This window comes from Collinsella sp. SGI.241 (genome assembly GCF_050312955.1).
GTDB lineage: Bacteria > Actinomycetota > Coriobacteriia > Coriobacteriales > Coriobacteriaceae > Collinsella.
On the sequence record NZ_JBNPKM010000008.1, the window covers coordinates 43,812 to 65,746 of the forward strand.

Consider the following 21,935-nt stretch of genomic DNA (forward strand, 5'->3'; position numbering starts at 1 on the left):
CTTATGCGTCCTTCATCTTGACGTCGAGGGCGTCGCGCAGACCGTCACCCAGCAGGGTGAAGGCGAGCACCGTCGAGAGAATTGCCAGACCGGGCATGATCATCATCCAGGGAGCAGTCAGAAGATACTGCTGGCCGTCCTGAATCATGGAGCCCCACGAAGGCGTAGGCGGAATAACGCCCATGCCGAGGAAGGACAGAGCGGACTCGGTCAGAATGGCGCCACCAATGTTCATGGTCGCGTAGACCACGATGGAGGCAACGGAGTTCGGGAAGATGTGACGCACGACGATACGAGCATCAGATGCACCCATCGCGCGCGCAGCGTCAACATAGTCGTTTTCCTTGACCGTTAAGATCGCGGATCGGAAGACGCGCGCAATCGAAGGCCAACCAAGAATACCGATGGCGATAAAGACGTTCTGAAGACCACGGCCGATAACGGCGATCATGGCGACAACGAACAGCACGTACGGGAACGCAAGGAAGATGTCCGCACAGCGCATGATGATCGTATCCCAGATGCCGCCGTAGAAACCGGCCAGAGCGCCCATGACCAGACCAATCACCGTGGAGATCGCAGTGGCCATAATGCCGACGGACAGCGAAACGCGTGCACCGTAGATAACGCGGACGAGAATGTCACGGCCAAGGGAGTCGGTGCCAAACGGGTGCTCTGCACACGGAGCCAGCAGCGACGTTTCGGCCATGGTGGTCGAATCGGAAGCCGTCGGCGAACCGAGCCAGGGCTGAGCCCACAGATCTGCGGTCAAGGCAACCACAACGACGATAATGATCCAGCAGACACCGATAACGGCGAGCTTGTTCTTACGAAGACGCTTAAAAGCGTCGCCCCACAGCGTGCGAGACTTGGCGGGAGCAGATGCGGCCATGGTGGCGGTAGCCTGCTCCTGAGACTGAGAATCAGTTTCCTGCATGAGACGTACCTCCCTTAGGCCTTATCCGACGGACCGCCAAGGCGGATGCGCGGGTCGAGGAATGCATAGCTAATGTCGACGAGCAGGTTGATCACCATGACGACGACGACGATGAGCGTAACGCCGCCCATAACGATGGGCCAGTCACGCATGCTAATGGCGCGATAGACCTCATAGCCGATACCGGGCCAGTTAAAAACCGTCTCGGTCAGGATGGCGCCCGAAAGCATGGCACCGAAGTCGACACCAATATAGGTAACGACGGGGATGAGCGCATTCTTAAGCGCATGCTTGATGATGATCGCGCGATTGGAGAGACCCTTGGCCTTTGCCGTACGGATGTAATCCTGGCTCATGACGTCAAGCAGCTGCGAGCGCATAATGCGGGCGGAATAAGCGGTCGAAACCGAAGCCAGCGTAATGGTCGGAAGCACATAGTGCATCCAATCCTGATACTGAGAACTGGAACCACCGGCACCCGAGATCGGCATGGAGAATGCACCGCCCGTGGCGTCCTTGAGAATGACGCCAAAGAACAGCTGCAGCAACATACCGAGCCAGAAGGCCGGGACGGCAACGAGGATCGACGTGGTGAGCGTTACCAAAATATCCCAGAAGGAATAACGCTTTACCGCCGAAATGATACCCGCACCGATACCCATGATTGCCTCGAGTACGATGGCGCACGCGGCAAGTTTGACCGTATACGGATACTTCTGGGCAAAGATTTCCGTAACCGGCAGCTTGCGCTGATAGGAATTACCCAGATCGCCATGAAGCAGGCCGTTCATATAATACAAGTAACGGTCCACGAGCGACGTTTGAACGGGGTCGCCGTTCTCGTCAAGGATCGCGTTGCCGTCCTCGTCCGATTGGACCAGGTGATAGCGGACGCGAAGCTGAAGCTCCACCTCGGGGGACAGAGCCTTGTCTCCACCGATCAGCTTGATCGGATCTCCCGGCACGATATTCTGGAGGGCGAACAGAATCAGCGTAACGCCCAAAAATACCGGGATGAACTGAAGCACACGTTTAACGATGTACTTACCCATACCACTCCCCTATCTAGGGATTAACTTAAATGGGATGCCGATCGCCAGACCGGCATCCCAAAATTACCAGCAGCCAGTTTACCCCAGGTTAGGGAGAACTGTATGTTTCCCATGAGGTCTACGTAAATACTTGACCCTCACGGAAGTTGCAAAACTCTTAGGCGAGCTCAGCGGTACCCAGATCGGCGTGCTTCTGCGGATCGACATAGAGGTACTTGATGCGATCGGAGCCGGCGATGGTGTGCGTGTAGAACATCAGCGGGATGACCGGGCAGTCAGCAGCGACCATTGCGTCGGCCTCCTGCATCTTAGCGACGCGCTCTTCGTCGTCAATCGTGGTACGGGCCTCGTCGACCTTGGCGTCGAACTCGGGGTTGTTGTAACCAGAACGGTTGTCGCCACCGATGGAGTCGGAGTGGAACAGCGGATACAGGAAGTTGTCCATGATCGGGTAGTCGGCAATCCAGCCCAGACGACCGAACTGATAGTTGAGGTTCTGGTACTGCTCGAGCAGGGCAGACCACTCGGGGGTATCGGAGACGGCGGTAATGCCAACCTTGGCAAGGTCACCGATGATGGACTCCATGATCTCCTTGTGGCCACCGTCCTGGTTGTAGGACAGAGTCACGTTAATGCCACGATCGCCGTTGGCGTCAGCGGGAGCAACCTTGTCGAGGTACTCGTTAGCCTTGTCGACGTCGTAGGCGCAGAACTCCCATGCGCCCTCCTTGTAGCCATCGATGCCCGGAGGAACAATGCCGTCAGCGGGGGTGCGGGTACCCTTGAAGATGGTCTTGCAGATGGCCTCACGGTTGATGGCCAGGGAGATACCCTTACGCAGATCGGCGTTGTTGAACGGCTCGGCCGTGGTGTTGCAGGTCAGGTAGTAGGTGGAAGGCTCGGCACCGAGCAGCATGCGCTCGCCGTCGCCCATGGTGTAGCCGTCCTTGGACTCGCCGCGATCCTTCTTGGCGGCGTCGATCTGGGCAACGGGAACGTCGCAGATGTCAAGGTTACCGGCCTGGAACTCCTTGTAAGCGGTCTCCACGTCCTTGATGACCTGGAAGTGGATGCCATCGATTTTGGCCTTGTCGCCATAGTAATCGTCGAACTTCTTGAGGTTGATCTCCTGACCATCCTCCCACTTGCCGTCCATCATGAACGGGCCGTTACCGATCGGGGCAAGGTAGAAGCTCTTGACATCGGACTCGGCGCACTCGGGAACCGGGGACAGAGCCGGATGAGAGGCGACGAAGGGGAAGTCGGCGTAAGCGGAAGTCAGCTTGACGACGAGGGTCTCATCGTCAGGGCAGGTAACACCGCTGAGCTCAGTAGTGTTACCGGCAAGCAGATCGTCATAGCCCTCGACCATGGAAAGGTGATAGGAGACCTCGGAAGGACCATACTCTTTAGCGACAGCGGACTTGGTGCTGACCAGACGCTCCCAACCGAGCTTGAAGGACTTGGAGGTAACGTCATCACCGTTGTGGAACTTGGCCTTCTTGATCTTGAAGGTAAACTCGGTGGCGTCGTCGTTGGCCTCGAAGGACTCGCAAGCCAGCGGAACGATCTCGCCCTTCTCGGCGTCATAAGAGGTCAGAGCGTCAAAGAGCTGGTACTCGACCTGAGTGCCCTGGTCCTCCTGGACATTGTAGGGGTCGATGCAGACCGGGTTATTGATGTAGAAGTTCAGCGTCGAACCGGACTCAGAACCGGAAGCGTCGCCGCCCTTCTTGCCGCATGCGGCAAGAAAAGCCATGGAGCTCGCAGCAAGGGTACCGCCGACAAAGGCGCGACGACCCATAACGGGCTGGTGGAACATAGAATCAGCCATGCCATCCTCCTTATGAGATAGGACAAAGAAATGTTCAGTCGGACATATGTCGAGACAATCCGATCCGAACTATCGAAACGCCGCCCGTTGCTATGGCTGGTTATGCACAACAGGCCAACGTTTTCAATACAGTAGCGCATTTTATGCACGGTTTGGGGCTAATTCCGGTTAACGGTCGAGAATTTCTTTAGTTGGGCGCAGTATGTGGTGATATTCTGACTCTGTTACAAATATGTAAACAAAAAGGGTCCCGCACTTGCGGAACCCTTTTCAATTATTTTATGCGACTCGTGCTTAGTAGCCCACGATGCCCTGCGGGAAGAAAAACATGCAGAGCACGACGCACACGGCAAACACGACAGCCATGATGACGGTCAGGCGGTCAAGGTTCTGCTCCATAACGCCCGTGGCAGAGCTGGAGTTATACAGCGAGCTGGCAATCATATCCGAAACGCCGGTGCCCTTACCGGAATGCATCAGGACAAGAATCGTCAGCGCCACGGCAGAGACAGCCCAAACTACAAACAGCAGAATCTGAAACGGACCCATAGAGAAGCTCCTTAATAGAACAATTCAAACTCCAGTACTGTACCACAACCCCCAACACTCCCCACCTGCCATTTGGGGACGAGGTAGAAATGGCAAAAATACCAAAAAAGGGGGTTGACCATATTCGGGCAACCCCCTTGCAAAGAAACGCTTGGCGTTTTCTCTTAGGCCTCGGTCGCGAGCACGCGGCCCGTCATCTCGGCGGAAGGCTCCAGACCAGCCATGGTGAGCATAGTCGGGGCGATATCGGAAAGTCGACCGTCCTCGATACCGGCGAGCTGCGCCTTCTCATCAACGATGATGAACGGCACGCGGTTGGTGGTGTGAGCCGTAAACGGATGCTTGGAACCGTCGGAAGCAACGTCAAACATGTGATCGGCGTTGCCGTGGTCGGCGGTAATCAGCGCAAAGCCGCCCTTAGCGAGAATCGCCGGGACAACCTTGGACAGGGCATCGTCAACAGCCTCGACGGCCTTAACGGCCGCGTCGAAGACACCGGTGTGACCAACCATGTCGCAGTTCGCGAAGTTCACGATGTAGAAATCAGCGCGGTCCTCGTTGATGGCAGCGACGAGCTTCTCGGTAACCTCGGGAGCGCTCATCTCGGGCTGCAAATCGTAGGTAGCAACCTTGGGGGAAGCGACGAGCACGCGCTCCTCGCCCTCCTTGGGCTCCTCGATGCCGCCGTTAAGGAAGAACGTCACGTGGGCGTACTTCTCGGTCTCGGCGGTGTGCAGCTGCTTCAGGCCATTGGCTGCGATAACGTCGGCCAGAACGTTCTCGGGGAACGTCTTGGGGAAGGCGACCTCGACGTCAAACGTCGGATCGTATTCGGTCATCGTCACAAAGTGCGAGAGCTTGATCTGCTCGCGCTCAAAGCCGTCGAACTCCTTGTCCGTGAACACGCGGGTCATCTGACGAGCGCGGTCGGGACGGAAGTTGAAGAAGATGGCCGCGTCGCCCTCGTGGATGCCCTCGTTGTGGGCAGCGAACGGCTCAACGAACTCATCGCCGCGCGGATCCTTCTCGTAGTAGGCCTTGATACCGGCAACGGGGTCGGTATCGGCATCGGACGCATTGACCATGACGTCGTAGGCGCGCTCGATGCGCTCCCAACGGTTGTCGCGGTCCATGGCCCAATAACGGCCCGAGACGGTAGCAACGCGAGCGTCGCAACCAGTCTCCTCGGAGATCTTGGCCAGGAAGGCGCAGAACTCGCTCATGTAGCCGGCACCGGACTGCGGATCGACGTCGCGGCCATCCATAAAGGCGTGAACGCGAACGGTCTTAATGCCATACTGGGCAGCCATCTTGACCAGGGCCTCGACATGGTTCATGTGAGAATGAACACCGCCGGGGCTCATGAGGCCCATGAGGTGCAGGGTCTTGCCCTCGGCCTTGACGTCATCCATAGCCTTGACGAAAACCTCGTTCTTGGCGATGGAGCCGTCCTTGATGGCGTTGTTGATGCGCGAAAGCTCCTGAAACACGATGCGGCCGGCACCGATGTTGAGGTGACCCACCTCGGAGTTGCCCATCTGGCCGTCGGGAAGGCCCACGTCCTCGCCCGAAGCACCGAGCGTGGTGTGAGGATACTTCTCGTACAGGCTATCGAGGAAGGGCGTCTTGGCGGCAGCGACGGCGTTCTCGCCGTCGGCCGGAGCCAAGCCGCAGCCATCCATGATGATTAGGAGTGCAGGAAGATGACGCTGTGCCATATGCCCTACTCGCCTGCCTTGACGACCATAGAGGCGAAGTCGGCAGCCTTGAGCGAAGCGCCGCCCACGAGGGCGCCGTCAACGTCGGGCTTGGCAACAAGCTCGGCGATGTTGGCGGGCTTGGCGGAGCCACCATAAAGAACGCGGATGCCGTTGGCGAGCTCCTCGCCGAACATCTCCTTGAGGGTCTCACGGATAGCGCCGCAGACCTCCTGAGCGTCCTCGGCGGTAGCGGTCTTGCCGGTGCCGATGGCCCAGATGGGCTCGTAGGCGACGACGACCTGCTTGGGGCAGGTGATCTCAAGACCCTCGAGACCAGCCTTGACCTGGTTCACGACATGCTCGACATAGGTGCCGGCCTCGCGAACCTCAAGGGACTCACCGCAGCAGAAGACGGGAACAAGACCGGCGGCAACGAGAGCCTTAGCCTTCTTGTTCTGGTCCTCATCGGTCTCGTGGAAGTAGTCACGACGCTCGGAGTGGCCGATGATGCAGTAGGTGCAGCCAGCAGACTTGAGCATGTCGCAAGAGGACTCACCGGTGAAGGCACCCTTGGCCTCCCAGTACACGTTCTGTGCACCGAGGGCGATGGGGGCAGCCTGAATGCGGTCATGAACCGTAGTAATGTCGATGGTCGGAGGGCAGACGAGCACCTCGACGCCAGCCGGAACCTCGGGCAGAGCCTGGGCCAGCTCGTCGGCGAGCTTGGCAGCCTCGGCGACGTCGTTGTTCATCTTCCAGTTACCAGCGATAAGAAGGGTGCGATTAGGCATCGAGAAGCGCCTCCACTCCGGGCAGGGCCTTACCCTCGACGAGCTCCATGGAAGCGCCACCGCCGGTGGAGATCCAGCTCATCTTGTCGGCCAGGTTAAACTTGTTGACGGCTGCGACGGAATCGCCACCACCGATGATCGAGGTGCAATCAGCCTCGGCGACGGCCTCGGCGATAGCCTGGGTGCCGTGAGCGAAGTTGTCGAACTCAAAGACGCCCATGGGGCCATTCCAGAATACGGTCTTGGCGCCCTTGACGGCCTCGGCGTAGAGCTCCTCGGTCTTGGGGCCGATGTCCATGCCCTCACGGTCGTCGGGGATAGCGTCGGAAGCGACAACCTCGGGGACAGCGTCCTCGCCAAAGTGGTCGGCAACACGGTTGTCGATGGGGAGCAGGATCTTTACGCCCTTCTCCTCGGCCTTCTTGAGCATCTCGCCAGCGCGCTCGACCCAGTCCTCTTCCTTGAGGGACTGACCGACGGTCATGCCCTGAGCCAGGAAGAAGGTATAGGCCATGCCGCCACCGATAATCAGGGTGTCGGCGGAGTCGATAAGGTGATCGAGAACGCCGATCTTGGAGGAAACCTTGGAACCGCCGACGATGGCGACGAAGGGACGCTCGGGCTCGGCGAAGATACCGGTCAGCGTGTCGACCTCCTTCTCCAGAAGGAAGCCAGCGACTGCGGGCAGGTAAGCGGCGGGACCCACGACGGAACCCTGGGCGCGGTGAGCGGTACCGAAGGCGTCGAGAACGAAGACGTCGCCATAGGAAGCGAGGGTCTTGGCGATCTCGGGATCGTTCTTCTTCTCACGCTTGTCAAAACGGACGTTCTCGAGAACGAGGACCTTGCCCGGCTCGACGGCGGCGACGGCCTCGGCGGCCTTCTCGCCATAAGTGTCGGCGACAAAAGCAACATCGAGACCAGAGAGCTCGGCGAGCTTCTTGGCGACGGGCTCGAGGGAAAGCTCGGGCTGGAAGCCGGTGCCCTCGGGACGGCCAAGGTGGCTCATGAGGATAACGCGAGCATTGTGCTCAACGAGATAGTTGATGGTGGGCAGGGCAGCCTTGATACGGGTGGTGTCGCCAACGACGCCATCCTTGATAGGCACGTTGAAGTCAACGCGGACGAGAACGCGCTTGCCGTCGACATCGATGTCGCGGACGGTCTTCTTGGTAAAGGCCATGTTTGCTTCTACCTTTCGTACGTGTCTGCCTCCCATTACGGCAGACGATTTCTTATAAAAAAGGCGCGACCTTAGGGTGTAAGCCCTATAAGGCCGCGCCCTTTTTTAGACGCTCAACGAGCTATTCGCTAAAAGCCAAATTAAGCAACGAACTTCTCGAAGTACTTGATGGTGCGGACCATCTGAGAGGTGTAGGAGTTCTCGTTGTCGTACCAAGAGGTAACCTGAACGAGGGTCTGGCCGTTGCCGAGGTCAGAGCACATGGTCTGAGTGGCGTCGAAGATGGAGCCATGGGTCTCGCCGATGATATCGGTGGAGACGATGTCGTCCTCGTTGTAAGCGAAGGTCTCGGAGATGGTGGCAGCGTAGGCCTTCATAGCGGCGTTGACCTCGTCGGCGGTAACCTTCTTGTCAACGACAGCGTAGAGGTTGGTGAGGGAGCCGGTCGGCGTCGGGACGCGCTGGGCGGCACCGATGAGCTTACCGTTGAGCTCGGGGAGAACCAGGCCGATAGCCTTGGCAGCACCGGTGGTGTTGGGGACGATGTTGACGGCGCAGGCGCGGCTACGACGCTTGTTGCCCTTGCGCTGCGGGCCGTCGAGCGGCATCTGGTCGCCAGTCCAGGCGTGAATGGTGGTCATGATGCCGGACACGATGGGAGCGAAGTCGTTCAGACCCTTGGCCATCGGGGCGAGGCAGTTGGTGGTGCAGGAAGCAGCGGAGATGATGTTGTCCTCAGCGGTCAGCGTCTCATGGTTGACGTTGTACACGATGGTGGGCAGATCGCTGCCGGCCGGAGCGGAGATGACGACCTTCTTGGCACCAGCGTTGATGTGGGCCTGAGCCTTAGCCTTGCTGGTGTAGAAGCCAGTGCACTCGAGAACGACGTCGACGTCGAGGTCGCCCCAAGGCAGGTTGTTGGCGTCGGCCTCCTTGTAGATCTTGATCTCCTTGCCGTCAACGGTGATGGAATCCTCGCCAGCGACGACCTCGTGATCGCGAGCATAGTTGCCCTGCGTGGAGTCGTACTTCAGCAGGTAAGCGAGCATATCGGGAGAGGTGAGGTCGTTGATAGCGACGATCTCGGAGCCCTCATGACCGAACATCTGACGGAAGGCCAGACGACCGATGCGACCGAAGCCGTTAATAGCAACCTTTACTGCCATTGTGTCTCCTTTCGTAAGGCCCCCGCAAGCTACAGCGCCCGCCGTTGAGGCCCACAAACTAACCACTCGCCTAATATACCTTTTTTTTGACTTGAATTTCACGAGAATGCTCGAAATTGAAAATCAAATTTACGTTAAAACGTTTTAAAGCATAAAACAGCAGTTCAAGTACTATATAAACTGCCGCGTTAAACTACCCGTTCGCTTCAATGAGCTTTTCAAGACGCAAAACACGGTGATATAGGGCCGACTTTGACAAAGGAGGGTCGGCCATCTCCCCCAAATCTCGCAGTGAGAGATCGGGATAGCGCTCACGTAAGTCACAAAAGGCCGCCAAGGCATCCGGGAGCACATCGCGCATGCCGCGTCGCTCAAGCTCCTCGATAAGCGCGAGCTGATGTTGGGCAGCGCCGGCGCTTCTCGTCTGGTTGGCCAGTTCAGCATTCACGCGACGATTTACGTCGTTTTTCACCAACTTGACCGCACGGGCTTCCTCGATTTCGGCAACGCTGCGCTTGGCACCAATCAATTTGAGCAAATGCTCAATCTCCTCGGCGCTCTTGATGTACACGGCATATGATCCTCGCCGGGCGTTGACGCGTGCATGAACCCCGACCTGCTCCAACAGATCGCAAAGCCCCTTGGCGTATTGTTCGCCCTGCACCGCAATCTCCAGGTGAAAATCGCCACGCGGGTCTGCCACAAAGCCGCCGGCAATCAAAGCGCCGCGAATGTAGGCGAGCCTGCAGCAGGGCCGGGCGACGATATGGCGCGGCACACCGGCGACGAGCCCTCCCCTGCGGTCGAGAATGCCCAGCAGAACCAAAGCCTTATCGAGGTCGGGCTGGTCGGGCAAGGTGATGAGATAGTTTCGCACCTTATGCAAGACCGACTTGCGAACGGTAAACTCCGTTTTGAGCTTGAGGATGCGGTGCGTCAGCGTAATCATCGTGCGTGCAACGGCACCCGTCTCGGTCGCAACCGTCAAACGGTACCGACCAGAGCCCGCCAGCGAAAGCGTGCCACTCACACGTGTAAGAGCGGCAAGTGTCGACAGATCGCAATATTCACATTCGGGTTCGCAGCGCGCAAGCTCGTCACGCACCTCGGCGGTAAACGACATTCAAACCTATGCTTTCGTATTGGCACGCGACAAGTCGCGGTGAGAAATGCTCACGTGATACTGAGCACCTTCCAGGTATCGGGCCGTAGCCTCTGCAATGGCAACGCTGCGGTGCTGGCCGCCCGTACAGCCGATGGCAATGGAAAGCTGCGGCTTGCCCTCCGCGATATAACCCGGCATGACCGTATCGAGCAACTGCGTCCAAACCTTCCAGAACTCCTGCGTCTTGGGATGGTCCAGGACAAAGTCGGAGACCTTCTTATCGAGGCCGGTCAACGTGCGCATCTCGGGGTCGTAGAATGGATTAGGCAGGAAGCGAACATCGATCATGATGTCTGCCTCGACGGGCATACCATGCTTAAAGCCAAATGAGAAGACGTGGACGTCCATGAGCTGCTGGTCGGACAGCTCTGAAAAAGCCGCACGCAGCTTATTGCGTAAAGCAGAGGTACGAAGGCGGCTCGTATCGATGATCATATCGGCTCGGTCGCGCACGCCCTGGAGTTGTAAACGCTCGCGCTGGATGGCGTCGGCCGTGGTCTCCCCCGGCTTCGCAATGGGATGGCGGCGGCGGTTTTCGCTGTAGCGGCGAATCAGCACCTCATCAGATGCATCGAGAAACACAATGTCACAGCTCATCTCGCGCTCTTCCAAGGCGGCAACGGCGTCAAGCAGCTCATCAAACAGGCCTTGGCTGCGAAGGTCACAGGTAACAGCAAGATGTCTACCCACACCCGTATTGATGCCAACAAGCTCTGCGAGCTGCGCAATCAGGCGCGGAGGCAGGTTGTCGATACAAAAATAGCCCATGTCCTCAAACACATGCATGGCTTGCGTTCGGCCCGATCCGGACATTCCGGTGATGATGACGATATCGGGAATGCGCTCCGTGCGCTCCGCCGCATCCATGGCATCTCCCTTTTGCATGTGCTGCCTCCTAAAATAAGCGCAGGACCCGGCCAGCGGATCCTGCGCGATCAATTGCCTTAGTTGAGTATACCGCCCCAAGCGGATACGAGGCCCGTCTTACGCCTCAAGCGCAGCCTTGAACCAACTCGTAATACTTGTGGGGTGCGTAATGGCAGTGCCAACGACAACGGCCCAGGCGCCGGCGTCAATCGCGGCGCGAGCCTCCTCGGGCGTATGCACACGACCCTCGCAAATAATGGGAAGACCGGGGAACTCCTCGGTTGCCTGGCGCAAAAGCGGCAGGTCGGGGCCGTCTGCCATGGTGCAATCGATGGCGGCGACGCCATGCGAAAGCGTAGTGGAAACCAAATCGAAGCCCATGTCGACCGCGCGGCGGATATCCTCGATCGTGGCGCAGTCCGCCATCAGAAGCACGCCCTCCTCGTGCAGCGGACGAAAAGTGTCCTCGAGCGACTTGCCATCGGGGCGCGGACGATCGGTGGCGTCAATCGCCACGATGTCAGCACCGGCAGCAACGCAGGCGCGGGCGTGACGCAGCGTCGGCGTGATGTAAACGCCCTCGTGTCCATCCTTCCACAGGCCGATAACAGGAACCTCACAACGACCCTTAATGGCAGCAATGTCGGCAAGGCCCTGGCAACGAATGGCGGCGGCGCCACCGAGTTCGCAAGCGCGAGACATTTGAGCCATGGTCTCGGGCGTACGAAGCGGCTCGCCCATATACGCCTGAACGCTCACGATGAGCTTACCCTTCAGGGATTGAATTAAAGGATCGACGGTCATAAGGCTATAACCTTTCTCAGAACAGCCTCCCGAGGCGTGTCGTCTCGGGAGGCTCCTACAGCAGATACGTTTACTTTAACGAGGCAAGAAGATGCTCGGCGGCACCGATAAGCGGTGCGTCGCCCTCCAGAGAACCGATGAGGATCGGCGTGTCCTGAAGCGGATCGAGCGCCTGGCTGGCATAGCCCTCGTGTACCGAATCCTTCCACGTCTGCGAACGCCAATCGGGTCCCTGGTGAATTACGCCACCCGAAAGCACGATGACCTCTGGATCCAGAATGTTGGCGAGCGAGCCCAAGCTAGCGCCCAATGCAAAGCCGGCATCGTGGATGACCTCGGTCGCCTTTGCGTCACCCGCGCGGCACAGGTCGTTCACGTCGCGGCCAACCGAGGGACGGCTGGGGTCAACACGACCGAAGCGCTCGTCGTACATGCGCCCAATCGACGTACCCGAAGCCACCGACTCCAGATGGCCGGAACGCCCGCAGGCGCAGGGAATGCCGGCGGCAGCCGAGCACTCGATGTGGCCCATATGGCCGGCAGCACCATGGAAGCCCTGCATCACGCGGCCGTTCTCGACATATGCGCCTCCGATACCCGTGCCGATGCCCAGACACAAGACGGAGAACTTGCCCTTGCCGACTCCCCAATGGGCCTCACCCAGAGCATGAGCCTGCACGTCGCCTACAACGGCAACGGGAAGACCGAGGTCCTCGCGCAGACGCGGCCCCAACTGAACGCCGGACCAGCCGGGCATGATCTCGTTGGCATACGCGATGGCGCCCGTCTTGGGATCGACGACGCCAGCGGCACCGATACCGACGCCAAGGACCTCGACATCGGGATTCGCCTCGAGAGCGGCCTTGATGGACGCCTCGATACGCTGGAAGACGGCCTCACCGCCCTCTTGGGCCTCGGTGGGAACCTCAGCCTCAAATACGGGATGGGGCACGCCGCCATCAGCCGGATATTCCATAATGGCGGTCGCAATCTTGGTGCCACCGATATCAACGGAGCAGATGTACTTGTTCTCCATGTCGCTCTCCTTAGGAGATAAAAACAACTACAGGAAATAAAGGCGGTGTTATCGCCGCAGCTTGCTAAAGGCTTCCCGAGTGCCCGGGGTTGGGGTGAAAGCGGTCGGGCATTGACCTAATGGGTCACGCTCGATCGCTTGAGCCCCAAGATCGGGTGCCCGGGAAAGCTTTACAGGAGACCGTTGTCCTGGAGGACCTTCCTAATCGCCTCGACGTTCTCGCCGGTCATGGCCTTCACCGGGCGCGGCATGGTCGGGCTGTCGAAAATGCCCATGAGGTTCATAGCGGTCTTGAAGGCGCCAACGCCACCGGCATAGCCCTGGACGCCCGAGGTGACGTCCCAGATGTGCGAAATCTCATTGAGGCGATCCTGCTCGGCTTTGACGGTAGCCCAGTCACCAGCCTGAGCGGCCTTCCACTGACGCACGTAGCCCTCGGGCTCAACGTTGGCGAGACCCGGGACAGAGCCGTCGGCGCCACCAAGGTAGGCACCGTCGACGACGACCTCATGGCCGGTGAGGATGCTCATCGGATGGCCGTTCTTCTCGTTCTCCTGAACGAGGTAGCGGAACGAGACGTCGTCACCCGAGGAATCCTTGACGCCAGCAAGGACGCCCTCGGCGCCGAGCTTTGCAAGGAGCTTCCAGGGGAGCTTGGTGTGAACGCACACGGGAATGTCATAGGCAAAGATGGGCAGGTCGAGCTCCTCGTGCAGGATGCGGAAATGCTCCTCGACCTCGGTCATGCCCTGCAGGGCATAGAACGGGCAGGTGGCAACGAGCGCATCGGCGCCCAGCTCCTGAGCAACCTTACCGTGCTCAATCATGCGCTCGGTCTCGGTATCGATGATGCCGACCAGAACAGGAACGCGGTGGTCGACGATTCGAACGGCCTCGGCGATGATCTGTCGACGACGCTCGTCGGTGGAGAAAACGACCTCACCCGAAGAGCCCAGGAAAAACAGGCCATCGACGCCGGCGTCGATCATGCGGTTGATGCTGCGCTCAAAGGAGGCAACGTCGAGCTGGTGATCTTCGGTATCGGGAACAACGACGGGAGGAATAACGCCGGTGAATTTCTGAGTTGCCACAAGAATCTCCTTAGTTGTCTGGCGGGTGGCCCTATGCCGCCCACTCTTGTTGGCAGTGTCCAGGCCGTCTAGGCCAAAGAACACAGGTAGAACGCTTGGTTAAAGAAGTCGACGACTTCGTTTTCGAACGCATTGATGCGTTCGTGAGCATATTTGGCATAGATAATATGCCTCCGGTCACACTCAAGACCGTTGAATACGGCAAACTGGCCCTTGGGATCGCTCACGGCATCCATGAGCGATGTACCCATAAGTACCGATCCGCGCACCCGAGACGACAGCGCTTCGAGGCCACCGGGAAGCGGATTGGCAACCGCCGTGCAGGCAAGGCCCCGCTCGTCTAGAGCAGAAACCGCCAGCGCGACTCCACCGCCAAGGCCCTCGCCCCATGCAAAGATGCGGTCGGGGTCCATGCCATCAAGATTGCGCGCGACCTTTGCCATTGCACAGCCCCAGCGGACGCGTTCAACAAAAACGGGCGAGGTAACCCCCTGCTGCAGCTCGCTGAGCCCAATCACATCGTCGTCCAGCGCAAGCACGGCATATCCCATGGCGGCAAACCTCGTCATGTGATGCCATCCACGTACGGGTCGGTCGATGTCGTGAAACATCAGGCATAGCGGCACAAGCTCGGATGCCCGGGCACAACCTGAGGGCTCAATCAAACGGCCGTGTACGACTTCCCCGGCAAGTTCAAAGGAAACCTCGGAGTAACGCGCGCACGGATTGGCGAAATCAATCGCCGTGACAGTCAGTCCGCAAACCTCAAGGTCCGAAGCGGCTGCCTCCAACTCGGAAACATCCGCCAAAGCATCGCCGCGCCAATCACGGAAATCGGAGAGCCTTGACGAAACCGTCCCAGAGATCCCCGCAAGCTCGGGGTCAATCAGCTCATTGACATTGCTCTCGCACTTAGACATGAGCCTCCCCTTCCTTGCAGAAAAACGGAATGATCAGATCGTCAAAATCCTGAATCTCCTCGTGGCCAAAACCCTCAAAGAACTCATGGCGCTTCTCACAGGTCAGGTTGTTGTAGACCGCAAACTGCGTCGCCGGTGGACAGACGATATCGGCCGTTCCCGTGCCAAACAGCACGGGGCATTTGACCATGGGGGCAAAGTTCTTGGAATCGAAATACGCCAGCTTGGCATAGGCTTCGTCAATACAAGTCGAGTCCTCGTCAAACCAGCGAGACCAATAGCGCAGACCCTCGTAGGCAATGTCGTCGGCATCCAAATCCCAGACCAGGCGGAAATCCGACAGGAAAGGATAGAGGATGGCGGCACGATTGATAAGCTCGCTGTTAAGCGCGCAGGTCGCAATGCCCAAGCCACCGCCCTGCGACGCACCGTTCACAAAAACGCGGGCAAGATCGATGCCCTCGAGCTCACGAACAATGCGGCACAGAATGCGGATATCCTGATGCAAGCGTACGTAGTAGAGATTGGCCGGGTCGCCGTCGATACCGGCAACGATATGCCCGGCAACCGTTGTGCCTTCAAATCCACCAATATCCTCGGAGGGGCCACCCTGACCGGGGCAGTCGAGGGCGACAAGTGCCATGCCCATACCCGCAAACGACGCCTGCTCGAACCAGCTGCGGCTTGCGCCCGGATAGCCGTGGAACTGTAGCACCAGCGGCACGGACTCGTCCGAAACCGGCTTGAGATACTTGGCATGCAGGCGGGCGCCACACATGCCGGTATACCAGAGGTCAAAAAACTGGCAGGTCGCAGTATCGGCAATCGATGCCGCCTCAACCGAATAGTCGATCTCGACGGCGTCAGCCTCGGCCATGCGGTCGTTCCAAAAGAGATCGAAATCTGATGGACGAGGCATGGCGCCCCGATAACCACCAAATTGCTGTTGTAGCTCCTGAGCGCTTGGCATGGCTCGTGAACCCAACCTTTCGAAATCGCAACGAGGGTGCGCCCGGCAAGGGAGCCGGGCGCACGGAGGGGAAAGAGAACCTACTCGCCAAGCTTGGGGTGCAGCAGCGACGGCGCAGCACCGAGCAGCATCTTGGTGTAGGGGTCCTGCGGGTTCTGGAAGACCTGCTTGGCCTCGCCCTGCTCGACGATCTTGCCGCCGTTCATGACGATGATGTCGTCAGAGATGTAGCGGACCGTCTGGATGTCATGGCTAATGAACACCATGGCCAGGCCGAGTTCCTTCTTAAGATCGGTCAACAGGTTGAGGATCTGCGCGCGGACCGAAACGTCCAGAGCCGAGGTGGGCTCGTCGGCGATGATGGCGTCAGGGTTCAACGACAGGGCACGGGCAATTGCCACGCGCTGGCGCTGACCGCCCGAAAGCTGGCCGGGAAGAACCTCGGCGGCAGAGCTGGGCAGACCGGTGAGCTCCAGGAGTTCCTTAACGCGCTTCTCCTGCTCGGCCTCGGTACCCAGGTTGTGGACGCGCATGGGATCGAGCAGCTGTTCACGAACGACCATGCGAGGGTTGAGTGCCGTCGCGGGGTTCTGGAACACGACCGAGATGACGCGGCCCATGTGACGACGATCCTCGGCAGTACGCTTGGTGACGTCCTTGCCCTTAAAGTAGACCTTGCCACTCGTGGGGGCCTGCAGGCCGCACATGACATTAGCAGTGGTGGACTTGCCGCAACCGGACTCGCCGACGATGCCGATCGTCTGACCGGGCATGAGCTTAATGGTCACGCCTTGGACGGCATGAACCAGATTGGGGTGCAGGATCGAACCGGTACGGGTCCTAAAGGTGACGTGGACATCGTCAAGGAAGATAATCGGCTCGACGCCGTTGACCGCAGTCTCGCTCATCTACATCACCTCCGCATGAGGGGTCAAACCATTTGCCTTGAGCACCTCATCGGGGAGCTCGGAATAGAAGTGCTCGGTGCCGGGCACGCGCTTGAAGACCGGACGGGTGTCCAGGCCGATGTGCGGATGGCTTGAGCGGGGCGCGAAGCGATCGCCCTTGGGGAAATCGCGCGGGCTGGGGACGGCGCCGGGCACCTGGTGCAGGCGACCCGAACCGCTCTCGATGGACAGAACGGAACCCAGAAGACCGCGGGTGTACTCGTGAATCGGGTTGGTGAGCAGCTCCTTGGTGGGCGCCTGCTCGATAACCTGACCGGCGTACATAACCGTGATGTTATGGGCGACCTCGGCGACCAACGCCAGGTCATGCGAAACGAAGATCATGGCAAAGCCGAGCTTGGCTTGAAGATCGTTGAGCAGCTTAATGACCTGCTTTTGGACGGTAACGTCCAGAGCGGTCGTGGGCTCGTCGCAGATGACCAGCTTGGGGTCGCGGGTAAGGGCCATAGCGATCAGAACGCGCTGACGCTGTCCACCGGAAAGCTCGTGCGGATAGCTCTCGAGCGTGCGCTTGGGATCGAGGCCGACGAGCTCCAGGAGCTCCTCGGCGCTGCGGGTGCCGCCGCGCTTGGTGAGCTGCTTCATCTGGGCGGAGATGAGCATAGAGGGGTTGAGCGAGGACAGGGCGTCCTGATAGACCATGGCGATATCGGTACCGCGCAGGCCGAACCACTCCTTCTTGCTCATCTTGAGCAGGTCACGACCCTCCCAGAGGACCTCACCGGAAAGATGCTCGTCCTCATCGGTCAGGCCCATGATGGCCAGCGTGGTGATGGACTTACCGCAGCCGGACTCGCCTACCAGGCCCATGGTCTGGCCGGGACGGACGTCAAAGTTGACATGGTCGACCACGTTGATATCACCGTGGTGCTCAAACTGGATGCAGAAATCGCGGACCGAAAGAATCGGCTCAACGGACTCATCGGGCACATGGCGGTCGTTACGCTTGAGCTCGACATCGCGCAGGGCGCCAAGACGGGCGGACAGGGACTGGGCCTGCTCCTTGTAGGCGCGAACGGGGTCGGAGACCAGCAGGTCGGCCTCGCGGCGCTTGGAGGAATCGGTCGGATCCAGAGCGGCGGAAGGAGCAGCGGCCATAGCGTCGGTAATGCCCTCAGAGAGGATGTTGAGCGCCAGGCAGGTGATCATGATGGCCAGACCCGGGAACAGCGCCTGCCACCAACGACCGGCGAGCACGCCACCGCGGGCGTCGGCGAGGATGTTGCCCCACGTAGCAGTGGGCTCCTGGATGCCAGCGCCGATAAAGGTCAGCGAAGCCTCGAAGATGATAGCGTCGGCGACCAGGGTGACGGTGAAGACCATGATCGGGGCAATGCAGTTACGAAGAACGTGCTTGATCAGAATCCACGGAGCCTTGGCGCCGGAGACGATGACCGCGCGGACATAGTCCTCACCGTACTCGGATACGATGTTGGCGCGCACGATACGGGCTATCTGCGGGGTGTACATAAAGCCGATCGCAAAGATAATCGACGGCACGGAGTTGCCCAGGATGGAAACGAAGACGGCTGCGAGGGCGATACCCGGGACAGACATGATGATGTCCAGGATGCGCATAATCGTCTCGGAGACGGCCTTGCGCGAAACCGCAGCAAGAGCACCGACAACGGAGCCACAGACCAGAGCCATAGCGGTAGCACCAAAGCCGATAATCAGCGAGTAACGGCCACCGTAGAGCATACGCGAAAGGATGTCACGGCCCTTGTCGTCGGTTCCGAAGATAAACCCGTTGCCGGGAGCCTGGCGAGCCGTAAAGATCTCGACCGGGCTATAGGGGGCAAGCAGGGGGGCAAGAATCGCAGTCAGGGCGACCAGCACCAGCACGATGGCGGCAATCTTAGAAGACAGCGTCATCTTCTTCCAGCCACCGAGCTTGAGCCCCTTGGAGGCAGCCTTCTCGAGCTGCTCGGTTTGCTTCTCTCGAATCTTTACCATAATCTACACCGTCCTGATGCGCGGGTTGATGAGCAGGTAGAGCATGTCAACCACGATGTTGATGATGATGAAGGCAAGAGCAACGACGATGACGACGCCCTGAACCAGGTTCGCCTCGTTGCCCTGAACGCCCTGCAGGATCGCAGTACCCATGCCGGGGAGGTTGAAGATGACCTCGATGACGACGGCGCCGCCCATGAGATAGCCAATCTTAAGACCGAGGGTGGTGACCGGGGTGATCAGCGCGTTGCGAAGAACGTTGATGCCGACGACGACCTTCTCGGGAACGCCGGCGCCGCGAGCCATACGGACATAGTCCTTGTCGAGCTCCTCGACCATGGCGGTACGCACGATACGAGTCATCTGACCCGTCAGCGGAAATGCCAAGGCGATGGCGGGCATGATCATGCGTCCCAGATAGCCAGCCGGATTCGTGGTGAAGTGCGGCAGGGCACCCGATGCCGGGAGTACCTTAAGGTAGGAAGAGAACAGCAGGATCAACAGAACGGCAAGCCAGAACGACGGGGTTGCCAAGCCGGCGATGGAAAAGACGCGGATCACTTGGTCCGGCCATTTATCGCGATACAGTGCCGCGATGACGCCGAGCAAAAACGATACGACCGCACCGATGGCAAGACCGATGAAGGTCAGCTGCATCGTGACGGGTAGGGCCGTGGAGATGCGCTTGGCAACGGAGTTGCGAGCAGCACCATAGGTGCCCATGTCGCCATGGATCAAATTGCCCATATAGCGCACGTAGCGCACGGGCCAGGGGTCGTCCAGACCATACTTCTCATGGTACTCGGCAACCGCCTCGGGCGAGGCACCGTCACCCAACGCCGTGTAGGCGGGGTCGGTCTTGGAGAACGACATAAGGAAGAACACCAGGACGGTGACGCCCAATGCCATGATCGGCAGCGCCACGAGACGCCTTCCAATCAAACGTAGAAAGTTGTTCACGTTCTCTCCCCTTTCTTTTGTCGGTAGGACCAACTGGTATATGAGTACGGACACTCATTACAAGACCCGAGCGACATCGTTGCCGCCCGGGTCTTTGTTTCAACTATGAGGATACGGTCCCAACGGCCGACATCCTGCATATAGACTCAAGCGAGTCTTACGCCTTGACGGTCGCGACACCCTTAAAGGACATGCTCGTCGTGCCGATGCCCTTGAAGCCATCGAGGGCCTCGCCGTTGGGCGCAGTGGACGGGTCGTTCCAGGAAGCGGAGACGGTCTTAACGTGGACAACGGGGTACAGAACGGCGTTGTCGGCGATGATGTCGAAGCACTCGTTCCACTTCTTCTGCTGCTCGTCGCCCTCGGCGGCAAGAGCCTCGTCCATAAGGCCGTGGAGCTTCTGCCACTCAGCGGACTCCTTCCACGGGCAACGGGTCTGCATCCAGACGTTGTCGCCGTACCACCAGTTGAGCAGCAGGTCGGGGTCTGCGCCGAAGCAGGAAGGATCGCCAGGGGCAAGGAGGATATCGTAGGCCTCGCCGCCGTCGATGGCAGCATAAGTGGCCGGCGAGGTATCGGTCTGGATGGTCACATCGAAGCCGAGAGCGTCGAGGTCGTTCTTGACCTGGGCAGCCATACCCTTGATCTGCTCGTTATCAGTGGTGCGCAGGGTAATGGCGCCCGGGGTGATACCGGACTCCTCGATAAGCTTCTTGGCCTTCTTGGCGTCGGTCTTGTACACCGTGGAGGCCTCATGATAGTTGGTGAAGCTCTTGGGCAGGTAGCAGCTGGCAGCGGTAGCAAGGCCGGCGAAGGTGTTGCTGATCATCTTCTCGGTGTCGAGCGCATACATGACAGCCTGACGGACCTTGACGTCGTTCCAAGGCTCCTTGGCGACGTTGAACATGATGAAGCGGGTGCCGAAGCCCTGGACGTTGTCAATCTTGCAGCCGGCGCCCTCGAGCTGGTCGACGGCATCAGCGGTAACGAGCTCCATGACGAGCGTGGAGCCTTCCTGCTGAGCGGTGACGCGAGCGGTGGGGTCGGTCAGGATGCTGTACTGGATCTTCTTATCCTCGGCAGCATACTCACCGTTGTACTCGGGGTTGGGAACCAGGGTGATCTCGGTATCGGAGATAGAATCGTACATCCAGGGGCCGGAGCCGATCGGCTGCTTGGCGCGATCCTCCTCGCTCTGGGCGGCAGGAGTAACGCGAATGATGGCCAGACGATCCTTGAGCAGGGAGAAGTTGGGGACCTTGGTCTTGACCGTCACGGTGCTGGCATCCTTGGCCTCGATGGACTCGAAAGGCTGGAAGAACGGAGCGTAGGTGGCAGAAGCGGCGCAAGCGGTGTAGGAGGCGACGACGTCGTCAGCGGTAACCTCGGTGCCATCGGAGAATTTGGCGCCCTTGCGGATGGTGACCTCGAAGGTGGTGTCGTCCACGGACTTGGGATCATCGGTGGCGAGCTCGTTGAAAGTGCTGTAGTCGTGGTAATCGATGCCGTAGAGGCCCTCGACGACGTGCCAGTTAGCGCCCAGGCCCACGGCGGAGCCGGTGCTGGCGGGGTCGAAGCTGGACGGAGCGTAAGCGGAACCGGCGGTGATCACGCCGCCGCCACGGTTGGCGGAATCGGCGGGAGCGGAACCCTCGTCGCTAGAGCTACCACCGCAGCCAGTGAGACCAAAGCCGGCGACAGCAGCGACGCTGCCGGTGAGGCCAAGGAACGAACGCCTGGACATACCCTTATTGATGATGGCCATGTCTTCTCCTATCAATAGAGAATCTTACCCGGGAGCACCTAAACTTGCCCCCGCGCAACTTGCGGACGATATATACCTTACCTACCGACAAACCCAACTGAGGTGCCGCGCTCGGCGACCGATACATACATACGCTTGAACGGTATTTACTACCGTTCACCGAATTCGTTGACAAACGATACAGCAGACAGTATGTATCGGCGAGGTGAGATATCAGTCTT

The 21,935-nt window shown here is 59.2% G+C and carries 19 protein-coding genes; all 19 read right to left on the bottom strand.

Features of this window, described 5'->3' with window-relative positions; translation table 11 throughout:
• Window position 1 precedes the first annotated feature (1 nt).
• Window positions 2–892, bottom strand: coding sequence for an ABC transporter permease (locus ACQQ92_RS05180; RefSeq protein WP_427795969.1), 891 nt, complete (start codon window positions 890–892; stop codon window positions 2–4).
• A 59-nt stretch (window positions 893–951) separates the two neighbouring features.
• Window positions 952–1,989: an ABC transporter permease gene (locus ACQQ92_RS05185; protein WP_427795959.1), complete on the bottom strand. Its 1,038-nt coding sequence runs from the start codon at window positions 1,987–1,989 to the stop codon at window positions 952–954.
• A gap of 157 nt (window positions 1,990–2,146) precedes the next feature.
• On the bottom strand, window positions 2,147–3,823 hold the full coding sequence (locus ACQQ92_RS05190) for a peptide ABC transporter substrate-binding protein (protein ID WP_427795960.1): 1,677 nt from the start codon (window positions 3,821–3,823) through the stop codon (window positions 2,147–2,149).
• Window positions 3,824–4,117: 294 nt separating this feature from the next.
• On the bottom strand, window positions 4,118–4,372 hold the full coding sequence (gene secG / locus ACQQ92_RS05195; RefSeq protein ID WP_006236144.1) for a preprotein translocase subunit SecG: 255 nt from the start codon (window positions 4,370–4,372) through the stop codon (window positions 4,118–4,120).
• A gap of 164 nt (window positions 4,373–4,536) precedes the next feature.
• A complete protein-coding gene (gene gpmI / locus ACQQ92_RS05200) occupies window positions 4,537–6,090 on the bottom strand; it encodes a 2,3-bisphosphoglycerate-independent phosphoglycerate mutase (protein WP_427718639.1) in 1,554 nt (517 codons plus the stop codon).
• 5 nt (window positions 6,091–6,095) lie between these two features.
• Window positions 6,096–6,863 (bottom strand): triose-phosphate isomerase, encoded by a 768-nt coding sequence (gene tpiA, locus ACQQ92_RS05205; protein WP_154517452.1) that lies wholly within the window; start codon window positions 6,861–6,863, stop codon window positions 6,096–6,098.
• Window positions 6,856–8,046: a phosphoglycerate kinase gene (locus ACQQ92_RS05210; RefSeq protein ID WP_304212190.1), complete on the bottom strand. Its 1,191-nt coding sequence runs from the start codon at window positions 8,044–8,046 to the stop codon at window positions 6,856–6,858. Before ACQQ92_RS05210 ends, tpiA begins: the two co-directional genes overlap by 8 nt.
• A gap of 140 nt (window positions 8,047–8,186) precedes the next feature.
• Window positions 8,187–9,212: a type I glyceraldehyde-3-phosphate dehydrogenase gene (gap, locus tag ACQQ92_RS05215; protein WP_154517458.1), complete on the bottom strand. Its 1,026-nt coding sequence runs from the start codon at window positions 9,210–9,212 to the stop codon at window positions 8,187–8,189.
• A gap of 193 nt (window positions 9,213–9,405) precedes the next feature.
• Complete coding sequence (gene whiA / locus ACQQ92_RS05220; RefSeq protein WP_427795961.1) at window positions 9,406–10,335, bottom strand: DNA-binding protein WhiA; 930 nt, start codon at window positions 10,333–10,335, stop codon at window positions 9,406–9,408.
• A gap of 6 nt (window positions 10,336–10,341) precedes the next feature.
• Entirely contained in the window at window positions 10,342–11,262 is a 921-nt protein-coding gene (rapZ, locus tag ACQQ92_RS05225; RefSeq protein ID WP_427718645.1) for an RNase adapter RapZ, read from the bottom strand.
• Between the two features lie 99 nt (window positions 11,263–11,361).
• Window positions 11,362–12,048 (bottom strand): N-acetylmannosamine-6-phosphate 2-epimerase, encoded by a 687-nt coding sequence (locus ACQQ92_RS05230; RefSeq protein WP_154517496.1) that lies wholly within the window; start codon window positions 12,046–12,048, stop codon window positions 11,362–11,364.
• A gap of 70 nt (window positions 12,049–12,118) precedes the next feature.
• Complete coding sequence (locus tag ACQQ92_RS05235) at window positions 12,119–13,084, bottom strand: ROK family protein (protein ID WP_427728775.1); 966 nt, start codon at window positions 13,082–13,084, stop codon at window positions 12,119–12,121.
• Window positions 13,085–13,254: 170 nt separating this feature from the next.
• Complete coding sequence (locus ACQQ92_RS05240) at window positions 13,255–14,175, bottom strand: dihydrodipicolinate synthase family protein (RefSeq protein ID WP_427718650.1); 921 nt, start codon at window positions 14,173–14,175, stop codon at window positions 13,255–13,257.
• 68 nt (window positions 14,176–14,243) lie between these two features.
• Window positions 14,244–15,095 carry an acetylxylan esterase gene (locus ACQQ92_RS05245; RefSeq protein ID WP_427795962.1) on the bottom strand — a complete coding sequence of 284 codons (852 nt, stop codon included), beginning with the start codon at window positions 15,093–15,095 and terminating at the stop codon, window positions 14,244–14,246.
• Entirely contained in the window at window positions 15,088–16,065 is a 978-nt protein-coding gene (locus ACQQ92_RS05250) for an acetylxylan esterase (RefSeq protein ID WP_427795963.1), read from the bottom strand. Before ACQQ92_RS05250 ends, ACQQ92_RS05245 begins: the two co-directional genes overlap by 8 nt.
• Window positions 16,066–16,145: 80 nt before the next feature.
• Window positions 16,146–16,973: an ABC transporter ATP-binding protein gene (locus ACQQ92_RS05255; RefSeq protein ID WP_154517508.1), complete on the bottom strand. Its 828-nt coding sequence runs from the start codon at window positions 16,971–16,973 to the stop codon at window positions 16,146–16,148.
• Complete coding sequence (locus ACQQ92_RS05260) at window positions 16,974–18,989, bottom strand: dipeptide/oligopeptide/nickel ABC transporter permease/ATP-binding protein (protein WP_154517511.1); 2,016 nt, start codon at window positions 18,987–18,989, stop codon at window positions 16,974–16,976.
• 3 nt (window positions 18,990–18,992) lie between these two features.
• Window positions 18,993–19,949 carry an ABC transporter permease gene (locus ACQQ92_RS05265; RefSeq protein ID WP_370450641.1) on the bottom strand — a complete coding sequence of 319 codons (957 nt, stop codon included), beginning with the start codon at window positions 19,947–19,949 and terminating at the stop codon, window positions 18,993–18,995.
• A 157-nt stretch (window positions 19,950–20,106) separates the two neighbouring features.
• On the bottom strand, window positions 20,107–21,714 hold the full coding sequence (locus ACQQ92_RS05270; RefSeq protein ID WP_427718660.1) for an ABC transporter substrate-binding protein: 1,608 nt from the start codon (window positions 21,712–21,714) through the stop codon (window positions 20,107–20,109).
• Window positions 21,715–21,935: the final 221 nt, after the last annotated feature.

Excerpts from the sequence above, each read along its gene's own strand:
- ACQQ92_RS05180 (WP_427795969.1), bottom strand. The coding sequence starts at position 892 with ATGGCCGCATCTGCTCCCGCCAAGTCTCGCACGCTGTGGGGCGACGCT.
- ACQQ92_RS05185 (WP_427795959.1), bottom strand. The coding sequence starts at position 1,989 with ATGGGTAAGTACATCGTTAAACGTGTGCTTCAGTTCATCCCGGTATTT.
- ACQQ92_RS05190 (WP_427795960.1), bottom strand. The coding sequence starts at position 3,823 with ATGGCTGATTCTATGTTCCACCAGCCCGTTATGGGTCGTCGCGCCTTT.
- secG (WP_006236144.1), bottom strand. The coding sequence starts at position 4,372 with ATGGGTCCGTTTCAGATTCTGCTGTTTGTAGTTTGGGCTGTCTCTGCC.
- gpmI (WP_427718639.1), bottom strand. The coding sequence starts at position 6,090 with ATGGCACAGCGTCATCTTCCTGCACTCCTAATCATCATGGATGGCTGC.
- tpiA (WP_154517452.1), bottom strand. The coding sequence starts at position 6,863 with ATGCCTAATCGCACCCTTCTTATCGCTGGTAACTGGAAGATGAACAAC.
- ACQQ92_RS05210 (WP_304212190.1), bottom strand. The coding sequence starts at position 8,046 with ATGGCCTTTACCAAGAAGACCGTCCGCGACATCGATGTCGACGGCAAG.
- gap (WP_154517458.1), bottom strand. The coding sequence starts at position 9,212 with ATGGCAGTAAAGGTTGCTATTAACGGCTTCGGTCGCATCGGTCGTCTG.
- whiA (WP_427795961.1), bottom strand. The coding sequence starts at position 10,335 with ATGTCGTTTACCGCCGAGGTGCGTGACGAGCTTGCGCGCTGCGAACCC.
- rapZ (WP_427718645.1), bottom strand. The coding sequence starts at position 11,262 with ATGCAAAAGGGAGATGCCATGGATGCGGCGGAGCGCACGGAGCGCATT.
- ACQQ92_RS05230 (WP_154517496.1), bottom strand. The coding sequence starts at position 12,048 with ATGACCGTCGATCCTTTAATTCAATCCCTGAAGGGTAAGCTCATCGTG.
- ACQQ92_RS05235 (WP_427728775.1), bottom strand. The coding sequence starts at position 13,084 with ATGGAGAACAAGTACATCTGCTCCGTTGATATCGGTGGCACCAAGATT.
- ACQQ92_RS05245 (WP_427795962.1), bottom strand. The coding sequence starts at position 15,095 with ATGTCTAAGTGCGAGAGCAATGTCAATGAGCTGATTGACCCCGAGCTT.
- ACQQ92_RS05250 (WP_427795963.1), bottom strand. The coding sequence starts at position 16,065 with ATGCCAAGCGCTCAGGAGCTACAACAGCAATTTGGTGGTTATCGGGGC.
- ACQQ92_RS05255 (WP_154517508.1), bottom strand. The coding sequence starts at position 16,973 with ATGAGCGAGACTGCGGTCAACGGCGTCGAGCCGATTATCTTCCTTGAC.
- ACQQ92_RS05260 (WP_154517511.1), bottom strand. The coding sequence starts at position 18,989 with ATGGTAAAGATTCGAGAGAAGCAAACCGAGCAGCTCGAGAAGGCTGCC.
- ACQQ92_RS05270 (WP_427718660.1), bottom strand. The coding sequence starts at position 21,714 with ATGGCCATCATCAATAAGGGTATGTCCAGGCGTTCGTTCCTTGGCCTC.